We start from the raw sequence: 24650 nt of genomic DNA, 5'->3' as shown, positions 1-24650 counted from the left end.
GCCATGTTGCGTTTGGACACCATCAAAGCATTGTTGCAGCAGGATCGGGCAGGCCACACTTTGCCACGCGAACTATATGTGGGCGAAGAGGCTTTCCATTTCGACACACAGATGATGCTGAAATCCGTTTGGCTTTATGCCTGCACGGCCGCGCACGTCAAAAATCCCGGCGATTATTTCGTGTTCGAGGTGGGGCATAATGCGATCATCATTGTCCGCGGGCGCGACAATGAAATCCGCGCTTTCTGGAACAGTTGCCGTCACCGTGGCGCGAAAATCTGTGTGGAGCAGCGCGGTCGGGCACCGCGGCTGATGTGCCCTTACCATCAATGGACATATGGCCTTGATGGAAAATTGCTTGCCGCGCGCAGTATGGCAGAGGATTTCGACAAGCAGGATTACGGGTTGAATCCGGTCGCGCTGGAAAATGTCGGCGGTCTAATCTTCATTTGCATGGACGAAAATCCACCGTCTATTGAACGGGTTAAGGCCGATATTGAAGACCAGATTGGAATCTATGACATCGAACGTCTGAAGGTCGTCGTCCAAGACAATTACATCGAGGATGCCAACTGGAAACTGGTGATGGAAAATAACCGCGAATGCTATCATTGCGACGCGGGACATCCCGAACTGATCAGCGTGCTCGGCACTTATGGTTTCGGCAAAGGCTTGCCCGAGGATGGCGAAGCCGATGTGGTGGATGACGCCGCCTTTGATGCCATGGTGGAGGCGAAGCGTGCGCAGTGGAAAGATCTGGGTATTTTCCGCGAGCTCATCGAATTTCCGGATGGATGGTGGCACCGGATGGCGCGACTGCCGCTGGCCAATGGTGCGGTGACCCAATCCATCGACGGAAAGCTGGCTTGCAAGAAACTGATCGGTCCCTTTACCGAACCGGAAAGCTCAAGCCTTTCGGTCTGGACCCAGCCGAACAGCTGGCATCATTTCTGCTGCGACCATGTTGTCACATTCTCCCTCACTCCCGTGGCGGCCGACAAGACGATGTTGCGGACAAGCTGGCTGGTGCATGAAGATGCAGTCGAAGGCGTGGATTATGATCCTGACCACATTGCCGCCTTATGGCGCACTACGAACATACAGGATGGCCATTTTTCGATGCTGAACCATCAGGGGATCAGTTCCGACGGTTACCGTCAGGGGCCCTATGCTGTTGAAGAGAAGCTGGTTGAGGATTTCAAGGATTTCTACGTGGCTGCATCGTTGAAAGCGTTGCAGCAGGAGGGGGCATGACACAGTTGCCGTCACAAGGCTCCGTCAAATTGTCTGCCGGGGACTGGCAACCGGGAGAACGCCCCGGTGAAATGATCCGATCGCTTTTGGACGACCCAAGGGGATATCGGACAATGCTGATGAAGGTTGCGCCCGGTCCTTTGGGCATGCTGCATGCGCATGACGAGATCGAACAAATCTATGTGATGGACGGTGACTTTTTCGATGACGATGAAAGCTATGGTCCCGGAGATTTCCTGCTGAGGATGCCGGGCGCCATGCACCGTGCCGGTAGCAAGGGCGGGTGTACCATGTTCATCGCCTATGCGCCGTTGACGGAAGGTTCGCGATGACACGCTTCAGCGCCTTCAGCCTGTTCGCCAAAGCCCTGGGCGCGCATAAGGACTGGCCCGAACAATGGCCCGATGCCGCCCCCAAGGCGTCATATGATGCCATCATTGTAGGTGGTGGCGGGCATGGCTTGGGCGCGGCTTATTATCTCGCGAAGAAATATGGCATCACCAATGTGGCGGTGCTCGAAAAAGGATGGATTGGCGGGGGTAATACAGGCCGCAATACGACCATTATCCGTTCCAACTATCTCTATGACGAGAGCGCGCATCTTTACGACCATGCCGTAAAGCTGTGGGACGGCCTGAGCCAGGAACTCAATTACAACACGATGTACTCCAAGCGCGGCGTCATGATGCTGGCGCACAATGTGCACGACATCCAGAGCATCAAGCGGCATATCCACGCCAACCGGCTGAACGGTGTGGATAATGAATGGCTGACACCGCAAGAGGCCAAGGCTTACTGCCCGCCGCTCAACATATCACCTGATGCCCGCTACCCCGTGTTGGGTGCCGCGTTGCAGCGTCGGGGCGGAACGGCGCGGCACGATACCGTAGCGTGGGGCTACGCCCGTGCCGCAGCAGCGCTTGGCGTGGATATCATCCAGAATTGTGCAGTCACCGGCATCCGCCGCGGCACCGACGGAGCGGTCGAGGGTGTTGAAACCACGCGCGGATATATCGCGTCGAAACGGGTGGGCGTGTCGGCGGCAGGAAACACCTCGGTCGTCATGCAGATGGCAGGTCTCGACTTCCCGCTCGAAAGCTATCCGCTGCAGGCATTGGTGTCCGAACCCATCAAGCCGACTTTCCCCTGTGTCGTGATGTCGAACACGGTCCATGCTTATATGAGCCAGTCGGACAAAGGCGAGTTGGTGATTGGTGCGGGGACCGACCAATATGTCAGCTATTCGCAACGCGGCGCCTTGCATATTGTCGAGCATACTCTGGCCGCGATCTGCGAGATTTTTCCGATTTACCGGCGGGTGCGAATGTTGCGGACATGGGGCGGTATCGTCGATGTGACGCCTGACCGGTCGCCCATATTAGGAAAGACCCCGGTCAAGGGCCTTTATGTAAACTGCGGATGGGGGACAGGCGGGTTCAAGGCCACGCCGGGGGCAGGAGATCTGCTGGCCTATACCATGGCCAAGGACGAGCCACATCCAATCAATGCGCCCTTCAATCTCGACCGTTTCCGCAACGGCCGGTTGATCGACGAGGCGGCAGCAGCGGCGGTGGCACACTGATGATCCTGATCCATTGTCCCTATTGCGACGAACAGCGTCCCGAAATCGAATTTGCCTATGCCGGTCAGGCGCATATCGCTCGCCCCGCAAACCCCGACAGCTATAGCGACGAGGAATGGGAGCGTTTCCTGTTCTTCCGCGCCAATCCACGTGGACGGCATCATGAACGCTGGCGGCATACCCATGGCTGCGGCCGTTTTTTCAATGCCGTTCGCGATACCGTGACCGACAAGTTCGAAACAACCTATAAGGCTGGGGAGCCGCGCAAATGAGCGGCTATCGTTTGCCTGCCGGTGGCCGTGTCGACCGCAGCAAGCCGGTCACGTTCCGGTTTGACGGAAAAACCTATCAGGGCTTTGCCGGTGATACGCTGGCATCGGCCCTATTGGCCAACGGCGTTACGCTTTTTGGGCGGTCGTTCAAATATCACCGGCCACGCGGCGTGCTGGCTGCGGGCAACGAGGAGCCTAACGCCCTTGTGTCGATCCATCGTGGTCCCGGGCGTTTCACACCAAATCTGCGTGCGACCAATGTGGAATTGCATGACGGGTTGAACGCCAGCAGCCAGAACCGCTGGCCCTCACTCAAGACTGACTTTGGCGCAATCAACGACCGGCTTGGAATGTTCTTTCCGGCAGGCTTTTACAACAAGACCTTCATGTGGCCGCGTTCCTTTTGGGAGCGGCTCTATGAACCTGCCATCCGCAAAATGGCGGGCTTGGGGGACGCACCGACGGAAAATGACCCCGACACCTATACCGCAACCTATGCGCATTGCGATCTGCTGATTGTCGGCGCGGGACCTGCAGGTCTGGACGCAGCGCTGGAGGCATCGGGCACAGGAAAACGCGTCATCTTGATCGATGAACAGGATGAGGCGGGCGGCGGCGCACTTGCCGATCCGGCATTGTGGCCCTGGCTTGAGCGCAGCATGAAGGCGTTGAACGCGGCGGCCAAAGTCACGATCCTGACGCGGACGACGGCCTTTGGCTATTACCATGACAATTTCATCGGGGCTGTCGAGCGGTTGACGGATCATTTGCCGGAAAACAGCGATGGTCCGCGCGAAAAACTGTGGCGTATTCGGGCGGGCGAAGTGCTGTTGGCGCAAGGCGCTATAGAACGTCCATTGGTGTTCGATGGCAATGATACGCCGGGCGTCATGCTGTCTTCTGCGGCCAAGACATTTGCAAACCGCTATGGTGTCGCCGTCGGTAAATCCCTTGCCCTGATGGCCGTGCATGACAGTGGCTGGCATGATGTCTTTGCCTTGAAGAAGGCGGGAATTGCGATTGCTGCCATCATTGACGCCCGCACGGATGTGGATGGAGATCTGAAAGCAGAAGCTGCGGCACTGGGCATTAGCGTGCATCTTGATCACAGCGTCATTGGTGTGAGTGGACGGCATCAGGTCAATTCCATTGAGATATGTGCCAACAACGGCAATGCCCGCCGCACCATCCCGTGCGACGCGCTATTGATGGCAGGCGGATGGACACCCAGCGTCCATCTGTGGTCACACAGCAAGGGAAGTCTGAAATGGCGCGATGATCTGGGCGCTTATGTGCCGGATCAGGCCAACGAAAATTGCCGCAGTATCGGGGCCTGCGCCGGCGATTGGGATTTTGGCAAAGGGGCCGTTTTCGACGTTCTGCCGACACTCAGGGATCAGGCACGGATCAAGGCCTTTGTCGATTTCCAGAATGATGTGACCGCCAAGGACATCAATTTGGCGGTGCGCGAAGGGTTCCGGTCGATCGAGCATATCAAACGATACACCACCAATGGCATGGCAACGGATCAGGGAAAAACATCAAACCTGAATGGTCTTCAAATTGCCTCGACCGCTTTGGCAAAGGCGGTTCCCGATATCGGCCTTACAACCTTTCGTCCGCCCTATACGCCCCAGACCTTTGGCGCTCTAGCTGGCCACGCAAAGGGTGCGCTGTTCCAGGCGACACGCACCACGAATATCGACGGCTGGGCCGAAGAAAATGGCGCGGTGTTCGAATTGGTCGCACAATGGCGCAGGGCGCGTTACTTCCCGCAGCCCGGGGAAGATATGCATGCAGCAGTCAACCGCGAATGCCGCGCGGTGCGCGGCGGCGTCGGGATCTTTGATGCATCAACCCTGGGCAAAATTGAGGTCGTCGGCCCGGATGCGGCCGAGTTTTTGAACCGCATGTATACCAATCCGTGGAAGGCGCTTGAGCCCGGTCGCTGCCGTTATGGCCTTCTGCTCAAGGAAGATGGTTTCATCACCGATGACGGCGTTTCGGCACGGTTAGCGCCGGACCGTTTCCACCTGACCACGACCACCGGCGGCGCGGCACGGGTGCTCAACATGATGGAGGACTATCTCCAGACGGAATGGCCTGATCTCAACGTCTGGCTGACGAGCACGACCGAGCAATATGCGGTCATTGCGCTGCAGGGGCCCAATGCCCGCAAATTGCTAGAGCCGCTGGTACAAGGCATCGACCTTTCGCCAGAGGCATTTCCGCATATGACTGTCCGCGAAGGCCTGATTTGCGGAGTACCGACACGCCTTTTCCGCGTCAGCTTCACCGGTGAACTGGGCTTCGAGATAAACGTTCCCACCGCCTATGGCCGCGCGCTTTGGGAACGGTTGATGGCCGATGGCGCCGACTATGGAATTACACCCTATGGTACCGAGGCGATGCATGTTCTACGTGCGGAAAAAGGCTTCATCATTGTCGGACAGGACACAGACGGTACGGTTACGCCTTATGATGCCGGACTGGACTGGGCCGTCGGCAAGAAAAAACCGGACTTTGTCGGACGTCGTTCGCTTGCCCGACCGGATATTGTTGCTGCGGGCCGCAAACAACTTGTCGGTTTGCTGACCGAAGACCCCAATATGGTCCTTGAAGAAGGCGCGCAGATTGTAGCAGATCCAAAGCAGCCTGTTCCCATGACCATGATCGGACATGTGACCTCTTCCTACTGGAGCGAAACGCTGGGGCGCTCGATCGCTATCGGGCTTGTTGCCAACGGCCATGCAATCATGGGGGAAACAATCTATGTTCCGATGCCCGACGGCGTGATTAGAGCGACCGTAACGTCGATGGTGTTTTACGATCCAGAAGGAGCGCGTCTGCATGTCTGATAATCTAGCACGCACTGAACCGGTTCCTTTCGCGCCTTTTATCGGTGAGGGCATTTCGATTAGCCTGGCGGTACCAATGACACGCTATTCGCTGCGTGCCCGTCAGGCGCAGGCGCTCGAGACGTTGCTGGGCGTCAAGGTCCCAAAGAAAATCGGTGCGACGGAAGAGGGGATTGCCTGTCTCGGCCCGGACGAATGGCTGCTTCGCGCACCCGCAGGGTACAATATGGTCAGCGGTGCCGGTCTGCCGGTGTCGCTCGTCGACATTAGCGAGCGGGCAATCTGCCTTGTCGTGGAAGGTCCGCGCAGCGCCGAGATACTGCGCACTCGCTGCCCGCTTGATCTCGATAAATTTGCAACTGGCCGGGCAACCCGGACCATTTTTGAAACGGTGGAAATCATATTGCTACGGTTGGGCGAGGACCGGTTCCATGTCGAAGTCTGGCGCAGCTTTGCGCCCTGGCTCTGGGCGTCGCTCACGACGGCGGCGCATCACTGACAATATCGTGCTTTAGGGGGGATATATTGGCGGATTGGGATAAAGCGATTGATCTTGGCGCGTACGGAAAGTCGAACCGTAACTGGCTGGGTATGCACATCAATCCGGCCGTTTTCGTGCCCACTGCCCTGATATCTTTGATAGTCATTCTTTTCAGCATCGTCGCGCCACAGGCTTCCGCCGATTTCTTCTCTGCCTTGCGCAGTGGGGCGGTTGCGCGTTTCGACTGGTTCTTCATGTCCGCAGGCAATGTGCTTTTGCTTTTCTGCGTCATTGTCGCGATTTCACCGCTCGGCTCGATCCGGTTGGGCGGCAAGGGTGCGACTCCTGATTATTCCCGGCTATCCTGGTTTGCGATGCTGTTCGGCGCAGGGATGGGGATCGGCCTTGTCTTTTACGGCGTTGGGGAACCCGTCACCCATTTCACAACATCCATGGCCGGAGGATCAGGTGCGCCCCTGGGTGGTGCTATCGGTGATCCGGAGGCTGCGCGGGGATTGGCGATGGCGGCGACGATATTCGATTGGGGCCTTCACCCTTGGGCGATCTTTACCGTCACCGGTCTGGCTCTGGCGGTGTTTTGCTTTGACTATAAAATGCCTCTGTCGATGCGGTCGGCATTCTACCCTCTTTTCGGTAAGGCGGTGTGGGGCAGGGCCGGGGATGTGATCGAGATACTGGCGGTGCTCGCCACCATCTTCGGACTGGCCACATCCTTGGGGCTTGGCGCGCAACAGGCGATGGCAGGAATAAGCTATCTCTACGGCGTCGCAAATTCATCACCGACTATTTTGATGCTGATTGGCGTCATGGCTACCATCACCTTCTTATCTGTGCGGGGCGGCATTGACCGGGGGATACGCATATTGAGCGAGGTAAACATGTGGGTCGCCTTTGCTTTGCTGGTCTTTGTCTTGTCGACCGGCTCTACGCTTCAATTGCTGGCCGATCTCGGGCGTAATAGCGTTACCTATCTTGGTCTGTTGCCGGCACTTTCCAACCCCGTTGGCCGGACGGATACGGGTTTCTACAATGATTGGTCGGTCTATTATTGGGCGTGGTGGATAAGCTGGGCGCCCTTTGTGGGCATGTTCATGGCCCGAATTTCCCTCGGCCGTACCGTTCGTGAATTTATCGCCGGGGCCATGATTGCGCCGACAATGCTGGGCATCATCTGGCTGACTATCTTCGGCGATGCCAGCATTGCACATATTGTCGCAGGAAATGGTGCCGAACTGGCAAAAGCGTCGATTGATACGCAGCTTTTTGTCCTGCTCGCGTCGCTCCCCTGGGCGCAATTTACTTCGGTTGTCGCGATTGCGTTGATACTTATTTTCTTTGTTACGGGATGGGATTCCGGAACTCTGGTGATCGATACAATGACCGCAGGTGGCAGGACCGACACGCCTTTGCGGCAGAAAACGATCTGGCTCTTCGCCGTTGGCGGAATAGGTATCGTCCTGCTGCTCAGTGGCGGTCTGACATCGTTGCAGGCCGGTGCGATTGCCACAGGCCTGCCGCTTGCCGGGGTTCTGCTATTGATGTGTGTCGGGACATTGAAGGGTTTGCTGGCCTTGCACCGTTCGTCTGCGCATCAGGATGCAATCGAAACCGCTGATGGCTGAACTTTATGACTACATCATCGTCGGTGCTGGCTCGGCTGGGTGTGTGCTGGCCGACCGGTTGAGCGCCGATGGCAAGAACAGGGTGCTGGTGCTTGAATATGGCGGGTCAGACAGGTCTGTCTTTATCCAGATGCCTAGCGCGCTCTCCATCCCAATGAATACGCGCAAGTATAACTGGCAATATGAAAGCGAACCGGAACCCCATCTGAACGGACGCCGGATGCATGCCCCGCGCGGTAAAGGGCTTGGTGGGTCGTCATCAATAAACGGCCTCGTCTATGTGCGTGGCAATCCGCTCGATTTTGAACTTTGGCAGGAACAGGGCGCGCAGGGTTGGGGCTATGCCAATGTTCTTCCCTATTTCAAGCGCGCGGAGCGACGCGACGAAGGTGGCGACAGCTATCGGGGTAGCGACGGGCCGCTCGACACCCGCTACGGCCCGATGCGTAATCCGCTTTATCAGGCGTGGATCGACGCGGCGGCCCAAGCTGGCTACCCCATTACATCCGATATAAATGGCGAGCAGCAGGAAGGCTTTGGCCGGATGGATATGACTGTGCGCGACGGCGCACGATGCAGCGCCGCTAAAGCCTATTTGCGGCCGGCCATGAAACGTCCCAATCTGGCCGTTGTCGCCCACGCCATGGCCGAAGAGATCGTGATGGAAGGAAAAAGGGCCGTCGGCATACGCTATCGGAGAGCAGGACAACCCCATGTCGCCCGCGCCAGTCGCGAAGTCATTTTATCGGGCGGTCCGATAAACTCCCCCCAATTGCTGATGCTGTCGGGAATTGGGCCTGCTGCGGAACTGCGTCGTCACGGCATCGACATCGTCGCCGACCGCCCCGGCGTCGGTGCCAATCTGCAGGATCATCTGGAATTCTATTTTCAGGTTGCCTGTAAACAGCCGGTGTCGCTTTATCCCTATATGAACTGGTTCGCCAAAGGTCTGATAGGGGCCCAATGGCTTTTGACGCGCAAAGGGCTCGGGGCGACCAATCATTTTGAAAGCTGCGGATTTATTCGGAGCCGGGCGGGTATAAAATATCCCGACATCCAGTATCATTTCTTCCCGCTTGCGGTTCGCTATGATGGCAAGTCGATGGTCGAAGGGCATGGTTTTCAGGCGCATGTCAGCCCCATGCGTTCCAAAAGCAGGGGAAGCATCACGCTGCGATCTGCCGTTGCAATGGACAAACCGGTAATCCGCTTCAACTATATGAGCCACCCGGATGACTGGACCGAAATGCGCGCTGGCGTCCGTTTGACGCGCGAGATTTTTGCCCAGCCGGCATTTGATCTCTTCCGCGGCGAAGAAATCGCGCCCGGCGCGGATATTGTTACAGATGACCAAATCGATGCCTTCATCCGGGAAAAAATCGAAAGCGGTTATCACCCATGCGGGACGTGCAAAATCGGGGCAGCCGACGATCCGATGGCTGTCGTCGACAGCGAGTTGCGGGTCATCGGCGTGGATGGATTGCGGATTGTTGACAGTTCGGTCATGCCGTCGATCACCACAGGAAATCTGAATGCCCCGACAATCATGATCGGCGAGAAGGGAGCGGATCATATCTTGGGCAAGCCACTCCTCGCCCCGTCAAACGCACCCTATTATGTGGCCGACAATTGGGAAACGGCCCAGAGATGAAGCAGGTCATCCATGAGCCTGCACGCCAGATAGATGTTATCCGTGAAACGGATGTTTTGGTCGTTGGCTCCGGTCCCGGAGGACTTGCGGCGGCACTGGCTTCGGCACGGGCGGGCGTGGAAACGGTATTGCTGGAACGATATGGATGCTTTGGCGGCAACATAACGCAGGTCGGCGTCGAAGGCTTCGCCTGGTATCGCCATCCGCAAACCATCGACAGCGAAGGCATTGGCCGCGAATTTGAAGAGTGCGCCAAGCAAATGGGCGCGGCCATGCCCGAGCCGCAGTCAATCAGCCACAGTCTGGACGCGGAAGGATTTAAATTCGTTGCGGACACACTGGTGCAAGAGGCCGGGGTTATCCCGATGTTGCACCGTCTGTTTGTGGCACCTATCATGGATGGCGATACGATCCGCGGCGTTATCGTCGAAAGCAAGGCGGGACGCGAGGCTATTCTGGCAAAGCGCGTGGTAGATGCCACCGGCGATGCCGACATCGCCTATCGCGCTGGCGCACCGACCCATAAGCATCCGGTTGACGAGATGATGTCGGTGTCCGTCATGTTCTCCATGTGCGGCGTCAATAAGGCGCGCTTTATCGACGCGGTCAAATCGGATCCGCAAACCTATAGCGACTGGGCCGCAGGAGGTGAATGGGAAGTTACGACATCCGGAAAAGAAGACGCGATGTTCTCGCCATTCCTGCGCAAGCCCTTTCAGAAAGCGCTGGAGGCCGGGCTGATCCCGGATAGTGTTAGGACCATGGCAGGCACATGGGGCACTGTGTCGGACCAGGGGGATTTGACCTATCTGAACATGTGCCATCTTTATCTCGACGGCACAGATCCTGACGCGCTGACCCACGGGGAAATGGAAGGGCGGAAACAGGCTATGCACGCCGTAAACGCATTGAAGGCATTCATGCCGGGGTGCGAGGATGCAAAGCTCCGCAATTTCGGCATGACGCTTGGTATCCGCGATACGCGTAAAATCGATGCCGCCTATAATATGACTGCCGCCGATGTGCAGGGAGAAGCGCGGTTCAGCGACAGCATCGGCATCTTCCCGGAATTCATCGACGGCTATGGCTACCTGATATTGCCCACGACGGGCCGCTATTTCCACGTCCCCTACCGCGCCATGCTACCCAAAAAGGTACGCAATTTGATCGTCACAGGACGAACGATCGGCGGCGACAAGATCAGCCATGCCGCTGTCCGCAATATGATGTGCTGCGCCGTTGCGGGGCAGGGTGCGGGCGTTGCCGCTGCCCTCGGCGTCAAAACGGACCGGGGGTTTGGCGAAATCGATATTGTCATGCTGCAACAGGAACTGCGTCGACAAGGTGCGCGAATTGCCTAGGAGCGGGTTCATGCGGGACGATCATGTAAAATGGTTCATGCTGGCGCTTGCGGCACTTACGATCATGGGTAGCTATTACACCTATGACTCCATCGCGCCCGTTGCCGGACTGTTGCGGGATGAACGCGGCTTTACGCAAAGCCAGATCGGCCTGCTCAACGCTGTGTTCAATCTTCCAAATATCGCACTGGCATTGATCGGCGGCATTTTGATCGACCGCATCGGTGCCGCCAAAGCGATTCTGATCGCATCATTCATCTGTACCATTGGTGCGACTTTGACGGCTGTGGGCGAACCTTATGGTTTGATGCTGGTGGGACGACTGCTGTTCGGACTGGGTAATGAGACGCTTTATATCGCCTTGCTGGTCGGGATCGCCCAATGGTTCCATCTGGGCGGCGGTGCGCTTGCTATTGCCCTGTTTTTCTCGATGGCGCGTGTCGGATCCTATAGCGCGGACAAGTCGACAAGCTGGTTTGCAGAAGTATATGCCCAAGGCTGGCAAGCGCCCCTATGGCTTGCGGCAGGGCTGACGGCCACCGGTGTCCTAACCGCCTTTATTTATTATCTTATCGACAGGAAACTGCCTCAGCTTCGCGCGGTCGGCCAGAAATCGGAACGTTTCCGGTTAAAGGATCTGACCGGATTCAGTCGTTCTTTCTGGTATATTTTATGGCTCAATGTCCTTTTCGCGAGTGTGTTTTTCCCGTTCCGCTCCACATTTTCGATCCAGTATTTCATGGATGTGAAGGGTATGAACCTTGCTGATGCGGGGACGGCCAATTCCTATGTTTTCGCTGCCGCCATTTTTGCCACGCCCCTGTTTGGGCTGCTTGCTGACCGGATCGGACGGCGCGCAAGTCTTTTGACATTTGCCGCCGCCTTGATGCCGCTGACCTTCGTCCTATTGGTGACCACCGATTATGGTTTGTGGGTGACGACCATTTTGATGGGGCTTAGTTTTTCGGTCATTCCGGCGGTCATCTGGCCTTCTACGGCGATGCTTGTGGAAAAACACCGGGTGGGGACCGCTTTCGGGTTGATCAACATGATCCAGTCGCTTGGCCTTGCTGCCGCAAATTATGGGGCCGGGCATCTCAACGATTTATTCGATGCCGGACCCGACAATCCCGAAGGCTATGACGCGATGCTATTGATGTTCGCGTTGCTCAGCTTCGTCGCCTTTATATCGACAGTTTTGCTTCTGATGCGGGAACGGCGACAGCCGGGGAAGGGCATAGAAGCGCGGGAAATCCTGCAAAGTGATGTATCCATGCAACGCCACTGAAAAATTATGGGCGTATATCGAAAATGCATGACACTATTACCAACGCTGTCGATTAGCCATTAGCCGAGGTAATGCTAGCCAGCTTTCTGGCAAGCGCGCTTGGGAGGGCAGCCGCGTGAAATTGCCGCAGGAATTTGATTTACATGCGTTAGAGGTATTTGTGATGACCGTCGAACTTGGCGGGATGTCGCAATGCGCCAACCATCTTCAGGTGACGCAATCTGCCGTATCGCAGACCATTGCGAAACTCGAAACCGGCATTGGCGCTCCGCTATTTGATCGCACTATGCGGCCACTCGGTTTGACGGCGAGTGGAAAGTCGCTTTTTGCGCGTGGGCAAAAGCTGATTGCCCATGCCCGCATGGCCTATGACGAAGTGCGCGAGGGGGCAAATCTGCCCATATCGAGCGTGACTGTCGCGATGTCCTTCAGCCTTGCAAATCAGCTTACTGCCCCGATTTTAAGCCAGCTTGGCTCCCGGGCGGACCGTTGGAATATCCGGTCCGGAATATCGCTGGAGCACCAAGGGGAGTTTCTGGCCCGCGACATCGATATGCTGGTGACGGGCAGTTTCAATCTGGAGCATCGGGATACAGTCGAGCTTCATCCGATCTTCGAAGAAAGCTTCATTCTGGTTTTCCCGAAGGACTTTAACGAACCGCTCGATATAGTAGGTGTACCGTCCTACCTTCCGTTCATCCGCTTTTCGCGTCTGACAGGAACAGGGCAACAGATCGAGCGGCAGATTGTCCGCATGAAACTGAAGCTCCCGCAGATTGTAGAGGTCGAATCCTCGCACCAGCAGATGGCGCTTGTAGCGGCGGGCCTTGGCTGGACTATCACGACGCCGGTCTGTTTTGCATCCGTGCAGGAATTGTTCCCGCAGTTGCGCGCCGAACCCATGCGGAGAGGACGCTTTTCGCGCTCAGTGCAGGTTGTCGCGCGTACCAACGAGCTTGGTGATATTCCGCGTCTTACGGCCAGCTTGTGTCAGCAGGTCCTGCAGGAAAAGACTTTTCCGCCGGTGTTCGAACAATATCCCTGGATGGCGCATCAGCTAAGCTGGCCTAATATGAATGCCGAAGATCATGAGTTGATTGCATGATCCGTGCTCTGCTGTGCTGGACGTTGGTCTTATGCGCGCTACCGGTTCAAGCCCAAGTCCCAAGTAAACCCGGTGTGGATGCACCTGAGCTCGCCTTTATGGGCCCTTCACATGTCGGCTACCGGACGCTGACCTTCATTCACAAGGAACAGCCTGACGTCGAAAATGCGGTCGGCGTCGAAGCACCCGTCGTGATGCGGGATCGTCCGTTACGCGTATCGCTCTGGTACCCAGCGCAGGAACCCAAAGCGGACGCAACACCGGTCGTGTATCGCGATTCATTATGGGGTGAACCACCCCGCGAACCGGTCGCCTTTTCACAAAAAGGTATGGCCATTGCCAATGCCGTGGCACAAGGGCACGGCCACCCGCTGGTTATAATCAGCCACGGGTACAGCAACAATCCGGCAGTGATGACATGGTTGTCAGAAAATCTGGCGTCCAAGGGTTATGTCGTTGCTGCAATCCATCATCAGGACCCCAATCCCTATACATCTTCGGCAACCACACGGGCGGCGCCCAATTTTTACCGGCCCCGCGACATTGCATTTGTAACCGCGCGGCTCCGCACGGATCTGGGGGATCAGATCGATCCCGCCAAAGTAGCGCTCATTGGCTATTCACAGGGGGGTTATGGCGTTCTGACTTCTGGCGGTGCGGGCCTGGATCCGGACGGTCCGAACATGTCTCTGGTTGCAGGCGGATGGCTGAAGAAAGTCGCGCGGGGGACGAAAGGTGCCGAAAGCCTGAAGGTACCCGGCGTCAAAGCAATCGTTGCACTGGCACCGGCAGGAGGAATGCCCAAAAGTGCGTGGGGCGCAGAAGGCCTGAAGGAAATTACCGCCCCGCTATTGCTTATTCAGGGCGATCAGGACCCGGTTGTGGATTATAAAAGCGGTGCGCTTGCGGTTTTCGGCGCGGCGATCAATGCAGAACGTTATCTGCTGACCTACAAGCAAGCTGGACATTCCATCGCACTTAATCCCGTACCCGAAGAAATGCGCGGTTCGGTATGGGATATGGACTGGTTCGAGGATCCGATATGGCGGCAGGACCGCATTAACGCCATCAACCTGCATTTCATCACCGCGTTTTTGGCGGTCCATCTTCGCGGGGATATCGACAAACAAAGCTATCTCACTGTTGAGGATTCCGATTCCGACACAGGCGAATGGAATGCGCTGGCAGGAACTCCGTGGGGGGCATATAGTCCCGGTTCACCTGAGGCGACATTGTGGAAGGGATTCCAGCGGCGCCATGCGCGTGGCATGGAATTGCGCCATGCACCGCCAGCGAAATAGCTCTTAATCCAGAGCCTTTGCCGCCTCTTCCCAGAAATGGAGGATCCCTCGCGCGTAGCTGAGCGGCACATAGGCGAGGCAAGCGTCGTCGCTGTGCACATGCAGCCGGATGTTGACATGATCGATAATGGTTGCCGCGCTTGAACCGGTGGTAAAGGCCGGGCTTTCGGCATCGAACACGCCGCCTTCCATCAACAAGCGCCGCCAGCCTTTGCCCGAGAGTAACATCCGCACGATGCCGCCGCCAATTGCCGTCTGAGTACCGTCATTGGCTAGGATTGACGGCAATGCTGACGCATCGCCCTCCACAAGCCAGACAGTTGGTTCGTACCGGATCAGGCGTAAGGCTTCACTGCCATCCGATGATCCCATTTTGGGGAGGGCAAAGCCCGTCGCTGCTTTAAAGCGCGCCGCAACGGCGTCGGGATTGCTCCATATCTCCAGCGCCCACAGCGGCGCAGACGGCAAGATCGAAACGGTTACGTCAGTCACGGTAGCGTTCCCCCGCGCTGTCATAGAAATGTGGCGCAATCACGCGAACACGTGCCCTTTGTCCCCGGGTTGGCGAAGTGGCTATCAACTCCTCTCCATGGCGATCAAATCCGTCTGCCAAATGTGCCAAAGCGATAGACCCGCCTTCCATTATGCGAAATGCCGATGCCGTCACATGGCCTTCGGGAGATTTTCCATCTGCGGTGACCAGCATGGAACCTTCGGGAATGGAACCTTCAATCGCTTCAAGCCCTACAAGCTGTCGGCGACCGGGCTCGGATAGAGCCGAACGGCCGAGACCGGATGCGCCGATAAATCCGCCCGCCTTGTTCAGCATCTTGTCGAGCGCGAGATCCTGCGGTGTCGTGCGTCCGTCGATTTCTCCTCCTACAACCAGATGGCCTTTTTCAATGCGCAAGAACTCCATCGCCTCCAGACCGTAGAGGCATCCTCCTTCCGCGATCACTGCTGTTTCGCAATGCGTCCAGACCGGTTCCGCGTTTCGCGCATCAACGTAGATTTCAAAGGCACGTTCCCCGCTATAGCTCGCGGCGAGCACCAGAACCGAAACGCCTGCAATCTTTGCGGATATGGTTGACATGTGACGGGGAGGTTCTTCGCCAATTAGCTTCGCCACCGCCGATTTGGCTTTTGGACCTGCGATCGCGATGCCTGCATAGTGTTCCTGTACATTGACGACCGAAACATGCCAGGACGGATGGAGATAATTGCGCACATAGGACAAATGTGTCGCCATCCGGTCTGCTCCACCAGTGGAACTGGTCAACAGATAGCGGTTTTCGTCAATGCGCCAGACGGTACCGTCATCAAAAACAAAGCCATCTTCGCGCAGCATGAAGGTATAGCGTCCACGCCCCACGGCCAGTTTCCCGACGGTGGTGGCACATATGGTTTCCAGCAGCGCCACAGCGTCGGGTCCGCTGACTTCGAATTTCGCCAAAGTGGATACGTCGGTTAACCCAGCACTTGTGCGTACCGATCGGGCTTCGCGCATCGCAGCGTCGGCCAGCGTTTCGCCCGCCATCGGATAAGCACGTGGCCGGAACCAATAGCCAAGCGGCTGCCAGATCGGGTTTTTGGCGGCATGCACGTCGTAAAGGGCCAGCCGACGCTTATGAGCGCCCGCGTCTTTCGCCCCGGCACCTGCAAAGAGACCCATGGTAACAGGCGTGTAGGGCGGGCGGAAAGTCGTCAGGCCGGCTTCGGGTATCGCGACGCCCTGCTTTTCTGCAAGACGTGCCAGCGCGCCCATATTGCTGGTCTTGCCCTGATCGGTGGCCATGCCCAAGGTGGTATATCGTTTGAGATGTTCGACCGACCGGTATCCCTCGGCCCATGCAAGATCGACATCGGCCAGCGTTACGTCGTTCTGGAAATCGACAAAGCTCTTTTTTGCCGGAGCGACGGGGGTTGCATTAAAGACAGGGGCAGGGGCCGCTGCGCCGCCGATGGTTTTGACATTCTGTCGGGACTGCGCGGGGACAAAGGCTTGTGCCGCATCATTCCATTCCAGCGTCCCACCGGCCTGGCAATGCAGATGGACAACGGGCGTAAATCCTCCGGAAACCGCAAGCAAATCGGCATCCCAGCTTTTTGTTACGCCGTCCACGCTGCCTGAAACATTCTTCAAACAATGGCGTGCGCCCTTGGTGGACAGTGGATGGGCGTTGTTGAAAACGGGGAGGTTTTGTCCCTGACCGGCCGGAGCAGGGCGGGCTTCGAGAATGGCAACAATCTGCGCACCAGCCTCCTGTAAGGCATGGGCGGTCAGATAGGCGTCGTCATTGTTCGTTGCGATAACCACCCGCTGTCCGGGGCAGACGCCGTATCGCCGGACATAAGTCCGCACCGCCTGAGACAGCATCACACCGGGCCGGTCATTGTTAGGAAAGGCAACAGGCCGCTCGATAGAGCCCGTCGCCAAAAGGACCTGACCGGCGCGCACATGCCAAAGCCGCTGCGCGACACCATTGTGTGGTACTTGCCCGGGCTCGGCTAGTCTCTGGGTCAATGTTACCAGATCATGTTCCCAATATCCGGACGCGGTAGTGCGCGTTAAGATGCGGCCGCCTGCTGCGCGAATGCGTTCTGCACAATTTTGCACCCATACGCTATACAGTTCTTGCGGATCACGGATAAGCGAAGCCCCGAGGATTTCGTCCTGCTCAACCAGTATGACGCGCTGTCCAGCTTCAGCGGCATCCACTGCTGCTGCAAGACCGGAGGGACCTGCACCCACGACCAGGACGTCGCAGAAGGCGGCGCGCTGGCTGAAACGATCCGGGTCGGATTCCGTCGGCGCATTGCCAAGACCTGCCGCTTTGCGGATGAAATGTTCATAAAACATCCATCGCTTCGCCGAGCCAAAAAAGGTTTTGTAGTAGAAGCCTGCCGAGAATAATGGGGCCGCAAGTCCGAATATGGCGCCGAAGTCAAGTGACAGGCTGGGCCACCGATTTTGGCTGTTTGCAACCAGCCCGTCATAGACAAAAACATCGGTAGCGCGTGTGTTCGGTTCGGTCCGCCCACCTTCACCCACGGTTACGAGAGCACTGGGTTCTTCAACACCGGCGGTCATGATGCCGCGGGGACGATGATATTTAAAGCTCCGTCCGACCAGACCAATCCCATTGGCCAGCAATGCGGCAGCGAGCGTATCGCCCCTACGTGCGCTGTAGCGCTTTCCGTCGAAGGTGAAGTTGATGTCTGTTGCGGAGCTTGGACGGGAAGGGCCGGTCATGGCAGCGTCTCCGGCCCGACCGCGCGGACGTGCGAAATCTCGTTTGTGACACGGTGGCGGGTGATAACCATCCACGCGCGGCACCCAAAGCTATGGCGCCAAATCTCGTCATCAACGCCCCGCGGGTTATTTCGGGTGAATAGCGTCTGCATGGCCTGATCGGTGGTTGCATCCGTCGGAGCAACAGAATCAACGGTCCGCTCATAGACAAATTCGCTCTGTGCACGCGGGCCGCAATGGGGGCAGTGGATTAACATCATTAGCGGCTGCTCGGCATCGGGCCGGTCCCTGTTTCATCGATTGTCGCCCCTGTCATGAAGCGTTCAAGCGAGAATGGCGCGTTCAGTGGATGGGGGGATCCCGTGGCAAGTGTGTGCGCGTAGGTCCATCCCGATGCAGGCGTTGCCTTGAAACCGCCATAGCACCAGCCACCGTTCAGATAGAGGTTGCGGACCGGTGTTTCCCCGATGATCGGGGATCCGTCGAAGCTCATATCAGTTACGCCTGACCATGTGCGCACCATCCGCAATCGGGACAAGGAAGGGACAAGCGCCAATCCTTGCGCAATGGCACCTTCCATCACCATCGGGTGGCCACGTTGCGCGTAACTCGGCCAGTTGTCCGGATCGCCGCCAAAGACTATGCCGCCCTTGTCCGACTGGCTGATATAGCAATGCAGTGATTGGGACATGATGACGCTGTTGATCATCGGTTTGACGCCCTCAGTCACCATGGCTTGCAATGTTTGCGATTCAATGGGCAGTTTCAGACCGGCAAGCCCTGCGACATGGCCACTGTGTCCGGCGACGCAAATCCCCACCCGGCCTGCGCCGATGCGTCCGCGTGTAGTTTCTACGCCGACGACCGCATTACCGTTACGGACAAACCCGGTGACCTCGCATTTCTGGATGATGTCCACTCCGAAGGAGTCGGCCCCGCGCGCATATCCCCATGCAACTGCATCGTGCCGCGCCGTTCCGCCGCGCCGCTGAATCAATCCGCCTTCAATAGGAAATCGGGCGCTGCGGGACATGTCGAGCAACGGTTCAAGCTTTGCGACCTCGTCCCGTGTCATCAGATCGGCATCAATTCCATCACAGCGCATGGCGTCCCCACGCTCGGCCAGCTTGACCATATCGGCATCGCTATGGCCGAGAAACATCGCGCCTCGCGGGCTGAACATGACGTTGTAGTTCAACTCGTCGCTCAGGTGGTGCCACAATTTCAGGCCGAACTCGAAAAAGTCGTGCAAGGGTTTCAAACGGTAGTTTGACCGGACGATCGTGGTGTTACGTCCAGTGTTTCCGCCGCCGATCCAGCCTTTTTCCAGCACAGCAATGTTGCGCAAGCCGTGGACCTTGGCGAGATAGTAAGCAGTCGCCAGACCATGTCCGCCACCACCGATGATGATTATGTCATAATGCGCCTTCGGCTCCGGATCGCGCCATGCAGGTTGCCAATGCTTCTGCCCGTTCAAAGCACCCCGCAATAATCCGAAAGCCGAATAGCGATTCATGGAATCGGCATCCACCCGCGCTTTTGGCGCCAATCGGATTCCAGATTGTCGAAACGCGACAGCTTCAGCATGTCGATGTTCGCAAAGGAGCAGGCTCCGTCAATTACGAGGTCGCGTATGGCGTGGCCCGATGCCGGCGACAGGCCAAATCCGACGCCCGACATGGATGCAACAACGACATTGTCAGGACTGGTAAGGCGGTCGATAATCGGACGCCCATCGGGTGAGTTTTCAATGACTCCGGCCCAGCTACGAATGATGTTCAGATGCGCAGCCTTTGGCAACAGCTCAGCCAGACGGCTGGCAAGATTGCGCATCAACGGCGTCGATGGCCGGGCCTTGGGGCCTGTTGCATCAACATCGATCCATTCGTGCGGACCGCCACCATAAGCAAGATTGCCACGCATCGTCTGACGGCCATAAAGTTTATGCCCGTCCACACCGCCGATGGGCATCATGGGTGCAGGTTCGGTGATAATCATTTCCGCACGGGCAGGGGCAAGCGGCACGTCTATGCCCAGTTGCGCCATCAATTGCGGGATTTGCGGGCCAGCAGCTACTACCACCGCATCGCAGCCGTAGGTTGTTGTCGCGGTTTTGACCGCGGTTACTTTCCCGCCCGCAGTTTCAAAGCCGGTAACCGGACTATGCTGGACAATCTTTCCGCCGAGGTCCTGCAACGCCCAGGCATAGGCCTGAACGCTGCGTTGCGGGTTCGCATGCCCGCCGAATTTATAATGGACACCGCCAAAACAATTATCGCCCGCCAACGGTACCGCTTCTTGTACCTGCTTGACGTCCAGCACCTCGACCGGATGGCCTAGGCGGTGGTGGCGTTCGGCAACGAAGCGATATTGCTCCCACTGCCGTTCCGTCATCGCGATGATGATCCGCTCTTTCTGATGCTCGGTCGGGTAGCCGAGCAGTTCATCCATCTGCGGCCAAAGACGTTGCTCTTCATCGAAAAGCGGACTTTGATAATGCGATGCTCCGCCGCCGTTGCGGCCCGACGCTTCCCAACCGACAATGAATTTGTCGAGGACAGTGACCTTGACGCCCGAGCGAGCCAGCCACCAGCCTGCGCTTAAACCCGTGACGCCACCACCAACGATAACTACGTCCGACCCGCTCATTCGTACATCCCCGTATAAAGCATCTGGCGATGCTCCCCTTCATATTGCGTGCCGATATCTTCAACCGGTACCCATTGGGTCGGTATACCGAACCAGACGTCCCACGCTGCCGACATGGCTTCGGGCTCGTTCCAGTCGGCCATGATTTTCATGGGCAACGGGCGAACGGGTGCGCGGTGCGTTGCTAGAGGAATTGTACCAAAGGGCTTTCCAGCTTCGAGCGCGAGCAACATCGCGACCTGATCTCTGCAGCGACGACCCTGGCACACGCCCATACCGGCGCGGGTAAGGCGCTTGATCTGGTCGGGATTGGCAGGGCCATCCTGCAGCAGGGTTTCGAGCGACCGGGCGCACATGGGGGCAGGGCGGGCCAGATAATTGGGTGGCTGCACACCGATCAGGTCTGCGCGCGTAACTTCTTCGCACTGGCAAATAATGGTATCGTCGGTGCTGTTGGCGGTTAGGGCCTGCATCCACTCCATACGATAGGCGATGTGATCAAATCCGGTGGCGGCAAGACCGGCACAGTCACCGACAGCAGAAACTGTTGCTTCGCCGGCGGGAATATAGCCCCCGCGGTTGGGATCCAGCATACGCCCGCTATGCATGGCGTCGACCAGCTCAATGGAAGGCACCAGCCCTATCGCCACACATATGGTATCGCACACCACCTCTTCGCCGTTGGATAGCATCGCGGATTCAACGCCATCAATACCGCCCTTGGCCGACGTGATGGCGGTGCCGCGATGTAGTGCGATATCCGTCTCGGCAAGTTTTGCTTGCAGGGCAGGAGATGCCTGCGGCTCTCCGCGAACTTCGACCAGACCTGCTACTTCGACACCGCGCGAATGCGCCAGTAGCGCGGTTTCGATGGCAAGATCATGCGATCCCAGTATCAAAATACGGCGTCCCGCAAAGGCGTCATATCTCGTCAGCAACATCTGCAAAGCCGCAGCACCCATGACGCCCGGCTGATTCCAGCCGGGAAAGGCGAATGAAAGATCCCGTGCTCCGGTCGCGAGCGTGATATGGTCGAAACCCACGAGCCAGGATCGTTCATTATCGGCAAGGCCGACTACTTGTTCTGGCAGGCTGGCGACCCCCGGGCCGTTGCGGTAAACACCCCATGCGGTTGTCCCCAGCAGAAGTTCGACCCCGGCCTCCATCGCCGTTTCGAGTTCGGGCATGCTCATGAAAATAGCTTCCAGCATACGTTCGCTATTTTGGGTCGCTGCCGTCATCCGTCCGCCGAAGTAGAGCGGGACGTCATTACCCATTAGCGCGCCGGATACGGGATTTTCATCGACCAGAAGTACCTTGGTGCCTGCCTTTGCCGCGTCGATGGCGGCGGCAACGCCACTAGGCCCCGCACCAACGACAACCAGTTCATAATGCGCCTCTGGCGCGCTGCGCGTGCCATTGATGGCGCAGAGATCTGTTCCGGTAAAATTCAATTCCATTACACCGCCTCCAGTGCCTGCGCCAAATCGGCGATCAGATCATCCACATGCTCGAGCCCGACCGACAATCGCATTGTCCCGTCGGTTATTCCGCCGGCCCGCCTCTGTTCGGGCGGTACAGCATAATGGGTTGTACTTGCCGAATGGCAGATCAACGTTTCCGAACCACCGAGACTGACTGCAACCTTCAACAATTTTAGATTGTCGAGCATACGAAACGCCTCTGCTTCTCCTCCATGAAGATGGAAAGAGAATGTCGATCCCGCTGCCTTGCACTGGCGGTCATATACTTCGCGTGGCCTACTGCCCTCTTCGAGAAAGCCGAGATAGGTAACTCCGGCGACCTTGGCATGTTCGCGCAAGAATTCGGCGACCGATCGGGCGTTGGACATGGCACGTTCGGTACGGACGGCAACAGACTCCAACGATCGGAGGACCAGCCAGGATGTGTAGGGATCCAGATGATTGCCCCAGGTTGTGCGTTGCATCCGCAACTGATCGATAAGGTCTTTCCGGCCGCTTACACCACCCGCCAGCAAGTCACTATGCCCGCCGCAATATTTGGTGAGTGAGGTCATGCACAGGTCGACACCATGTTCGATGGGACGTTGGGCAAATGGACCGAGCAGGGTGTTGTCAACGACAACCAATGGGCGATGGCCCTGAACACCAGCTACTTCGTCTGCCATCCGGACCATCAGATCCAGATCAACCATAGCGGCCGTCGGATTGGCAGGCGTTTCTGCAATGATCAGTTTCAATGGGCCTTTCGCCATTGCCGCCTGTGCCGCGTTGCGCACATCGCTTTCATCCGTACCGTCCAGATAAGCTGTCGCATGCGATCCGAATTGAGGCATGATGCTGTTGTACAGCATATCGACGCCGCCATAGATCGGACGGCCGTGCAGTACACTATCGCCTGTGCGGACATGAGCCAGCGCAATGCTGGAATGGGCGGCCATGCCACTGCAATAGGCGACGGCTTCTTCCGCACCGTCAATTGCGGCAAGTCGCTTTTCCAGAAAGTCCAGGCCGGGGTGGCCAAGACGCGAATAGATGTGGTTGGTCTGCCCGACGAGCGGCCCAGTGCCATCGAAATAGGCTTCGTGCACATCCTTGGCGTGCTGTGCCGAAGGATACACAAAAGTCGAAGTCATGAAGATAGGTGGCTTTACGGATCCCATCCCCATTTGCGCTTCATAGCCATAGGCAACAGCAAGCGTTTCGGGGCGCATCCCCTTTGGTTTATCCATTGGCATGCGCCGCAATATATGCGCGCCCCTTGTCGCAATACCAGTCGGTAAATCGTTGCGCGAGCATTTCGGCTTCCTGCGAATAAGGTCCAGGTGTGTAGCCGGGACTCAGAACGCCAATTTGGTTGTTCTCCGCAAGTTGCTTGTCTTCCAAATTGGTCACGGTCCAAAGGGCGGAAAGCTTTTCGACATCATAGTCGACCCCTTCCACAGCGTCTTTGTGGACATACCATTTGCCGGTTACATGCGTTTCTTCTGGCCCGACAGGCATGGCGCTGAACATGAAAACATGATCAGCTGTGCAATGGACAAAGCAATGGGGATCGACGGCCCACCGCATGGAACCAATGTCGCCGCCATTTGCTTCACACATTAGTTTTTTGGACAGGTGCTGCCCATCGCCCGAAATCGAAACGCAGCCTTCGTTCAGGGCAAAGCGCGCCACCTGCCACCAATGGCCTTCGACCGGAGTCTGGGGCAAGCCATGCGCATCCATCGCCTGCTCAAAGGCGATCACACGCGGGTCCTGACCGCTGTCAAAATGCTTCGACATGCCGACCGGGAAGGTCTTGGAGAGCTCGGGATGGCCGGTGCTGCAATGATAGCATTCGCGGCCATTTTCCATCACCAGTTTCCAGTTGGCATTTTCCACCAATACGCTCTCGAATGCGAGTTTTGCGTTTTTCAACTGATGCGGCGCGGCATAGAGTTCCAGCTTCTCCCGGAAATCATCGATCGGGGGCGGCGTATCGGAAAGGCAGATAAAGATCGTCCCCGATATACATTCGATCGCAACAGGCTTCAGGCCATGCGCACTTTTGTCAAAATCATCCGGCATGCGCCCTGCGGCAAAAAGCGATCCATCCAGATCATAAGTCCAGCGGTGGTAGGGGCATACGAGTTTGGGTGAAGTGCCGCTCCCCGGTGAACAGATCATCGATCCGCGATGACGGCAACTGTTATGAAATGCACGGATTTCTCCATTTCGGTCACGCGTAATGAGCACCGGCCATCGCCCGACCATCATGGAAATATAGCTACCAGTTTTAGGCAGTTCGCATTCCAAGCCTACCATCAACCAGCTCTGGCCATAGATTGCGATCATGTCGAAATCGAAACTATTCTGTTCCGTGTATAAACCCTGCGGCAAAGTATGCCCTTCGCGACGCTGCCCGAACAGCGACTCTATCCGCTTCAAATCCATGATTTGACCCTTGCTCAATTCTCTCCAATGCTGGA

Annotated in this window: 20 protein-coding genes; 12 read left to right on the top strand and 8 right to left on the bottom strand. The window is 57.2% G+C overall.

The genetic code is table 11. The annotated features are described in order from the left end of the window. Positions 1 to 3: 3 nt before the first annotated feature. The 12 genes from FOM92_RS06395 (at position 4) to FOM92_RS06340 (ending at position 14796) form a co-directional block, all read left to right on the top strand. The gene (locus FOM92_RS06395; RefSeq protein ID WP_143775928.1) at positions 4 to 1254 is read left to right on the top strand and encodes an aromatic ring-hydroxylating oxygenase subunit alpha; all 1251 of its coding nucleotides are present in this window, start codon (positions 4 to 6) and stop codon (positions 1252 to 1254) included. Further along, a complete protein-coding gene (locus FOM92_RS06390; protein WP_143775927.1) occupies positions 1251 to 1586 on the top strand; it encodes a cupin domain-containing protein in 336 nt (111 codons plus the stop codon). Before FOM92_RS06395 ends, FOM92_RS06390 begins: the two co-directional genes overlap by 4 nt. Then, entirely contained in the window at positions 1583 to 2836 is a 1254-nt protein-coding gene (locus tag FOM92_RS06385; protein ID WP_143775926.1) for a sarcosine oxidase subunit beta family protein, read from the top strand. The genes FOM92_RS06390 and FOM92_RS06385 overlap by 4 nt, the downstream gene beginning before the upstream one ends. Next, complete coding sequence (locus FOM92_RS06380) at positions 2836 to 3108, top strand: sarcosine oxidase subunit delta (RefSeq protein WP_143775925.1); 273 nt, start codon at positions 2836 to 2838, stop codon at positions 3106 to 3108. Before FOM92_RS06385 ends, FOM92_RS06380 begins: the two co-directional genes overlap by 1 nt. Next, a complete protein-coding gene (locus FOM92_RS06375) occupies positions 3105 to 5966 on the top strand; it encodes a 2Fe-2S iron-sulfur cluster-binding protein (RefSeq protein ID WP_143775924.1) in 2862 nt (953 codons plus the stop codon). Before FOM92_RS06380 ends, FOM92_RS06375 begins: the two co-directional genes overlap by 4 nt. Next, positions 5959 to 6465, top strand: coding sequence for a sarcosine oxidase subunit gamma (locus FOM92_RS06370; protein ID WP_143775923.1), 507 nt, complete (start codon positions 5959 to 5961; stop codon positions 6463 to 6465). Before FOM92_RS06375 ends, FOM92_RS06370 begins: the two co-directional genes overlap by 8 nt. 26 nt (positions 6466 to 6491) lie before the next feature. Continuing rightward, positions 6492 to 8090: a BCCT family transporter gene (locus tag FOM92_RS06365; protein ID WP_211347353.1), complete on the top strand. Its 1599-nt coding sequence runs from the start codon at positions 6492 to 6494 to the stop codon at positions 8088 to 8090. After that, complete coding sequence (gene betA, locus FOM92_RS06360) at positions 8083 to 9741, top strand: choline dehydrogenase (protein WP_143775922.1); 1659 nt, start codon at positions 8083 to 8085, stop codon at positions 9739 to 9741. Before FOM92_RS06365 ends, betA begins: the two co-directional genes overlap by 8 nt. Beyond that, entirely contained in the window at positions 9738 to 11102 is a 1365-nt protein-coding gene (locus FOM92_RS06355; protein ID WP_143775921.1) for an FAD-dependent oxidoreductase, read from the top strand. The genes betA and FOM92_RS06355 overlap by 4 nt, the downstream gene beginning before the upstream one ends. Positions 11103 to 11112: 10 nt before the next feature. Then, complete coding sequence (locus FOM92_RS06350) at positions 11113 to 12390, top strand: MFS transporter (protein ID WP_143775920.1); 1278 nt, start codon at positions 11113 to 11115, stop codon at positions 12388 to 12390. A 115-nt stretch (positions 12391 to 12505) separates the two neighbouring features. Beyond that, positions 12506 to 13495, top strand: coding sequence for a LysR family transcriptional regulator (locus FOM92_RS06345; protein WP_246087169.1), 990 nt, complete (start codon positions 12506 to 12508; stop codon positions 13493 to 13495). Continuing rightward, a complete protein-coding gene (locus FOM92_RS06340; RefSeq protein ID WP_143775918.1) occupies positions 13492 to 14796 on the top strand; it encodes an alpha/beta hydrolase family protein in 1305 nt (434 codons plus the stop codon). The genes FOM92_RS06345 and FOM92_RS06340 overlap by 4 nt, the downstream gene beginning before the upstream one ends. 3 nt (positions 14797 to 14799) lie before the next feature. Here the strand turns inward: FOM92_RS06340 and FOM92_RS06335 are convergent, their stop codons facing one another. Genes FOM92_RS06335 through FOM92_RS06300 form a run of 8 tightly spaced genes read right to left on the bottom strand, consistent with a single transcriptional unit; the run spans position 14800 to position 24615 of the window. Beyond that, on the bottom strand, positions 14800 to 15288 hold the full coding sequence (locus tag FOM92_RS06335; protein ID WP_170226801.1) for an aminomethyltransferase family protein: 489 nt from the start codon (positions 15286 to 15288) through the stop codon (positions 14800 to 14802). Then, positions 15281 to 18049 carry a 2Fe-2S iron-sulfur cluster-binding protein gene (locus FOM92_RS06330; RefSeq protein WP_143775916.1) on the bottom strand — a complete coding sequence of 923 codons (2769 nt, stop codon included), beginning with the start codon at positions 18047 to 18049 and terminating at the stop codon, positions 15281 to 15283. Before FOM92_RS06330 ends, FOM92_RS06335 begins: the two co-directional genes overlap by 8 nt. Next, positions 18046 to 18309: a sarcosine oxidase subunit delta gene (locus FOM92_RS06325; RefSeq protein ID WP_143775915.1), complete on the bottom strand. Its 264-nt coding sequence runs from the start codon at positions 18307 to 18309 to the stop codon at positions 18046 to 18048. The genes FOM92_RS06330 and FOM92_RS06325 overlap by 4 nt, the downstream gene beginning before the upstream one ends. Next, entirely contained in the window at positions 18309 to 19565 is a 1257-nt protein-coding gene (locus FOM92_RS06320; RefSeq protein ID WP_143775914.1) for a sarcosine oxidase subunit beta family protein, read from the bottom strand. Before FOM92_RS06320 ends, FOM92_RS06325 begins: the two co-directional genes overlap by 1 nt. Then, entirely contained in the window at positions 19562 to 20698 is a 1137-nt protein-coding gene (locus FOM92_RS06315; RefSeq protein WP_143775913.1) for an NAD(P)/FAD-dependent oxidoreductase, read from the bottom strand. Before FOM92_RS06315 ends, FOM92_RS06320 begins: the two co-directional genes overlap by 4 nt. Further along, a complete protein-coding gene (locus FOM92_RS06310) occupies positions 20695 to 22158 on the bottom strand; it encodes an FAD-dependent oxidoreductase (protein WP_143775912.1) in 1464 nt (487 codons plus the stop codon). Before FOM92_RS06310 ends, FOM92_RS06315 begins: the two co-directional genes overlap by 4 nt. Continuing rightward, the gene (locus tag FOM92_RS06305; protein ID WP_170226800.1) at positions 22158 to 23411 is read right to left on the bottom strand and encodes a cystathionine gamma-synthase family protein; all 1254 of its coding nucleotides are present in this window, start codon (positions 23409 to 23411) and stop codon (positions 22158 to 22160) included. Before FOM92_RS06305 ends, FOM92_RS06310 begins: the two co-directional genes overlap by 1 nt. Beyond that, positions 23404 to 24615: an aromatic ring-hydroxylating oxygenase subunit alpha gene (locus FOM92_RS06300; protein ID WP_143775910.1), complete on the bottom strand. Its 1212-nt coding sequence runs from the start codon at positions 24613 to 24615 to the stop codon at positions 23404 to 23406. The genes FOM92_RS06305 and FOM92_RS06300 overlap by 8 nt, the downstream gene beginning before the upstream one ends. Positions 24616 to 24650: the final 35 nt, after the last annotated feature.

Source organism: Sphingorhabdus contaminans (assembly GCF_007280415.1).
In the GTDB taxonomy this organism is placed as follows: domain Bacteria; phylum Pseudomonadota; class Alphaproteobacteria; order Sphingomonadales; family Sphingomonadaceae; genus Sphingorhabdus_B; species Sphingorhabdus_B contaminans.
The sequence above is the reverse complement of the archived record's forward strand: the minus strand, read 5'-3'. Positions and strand labels throughout refer to the sequence as shown.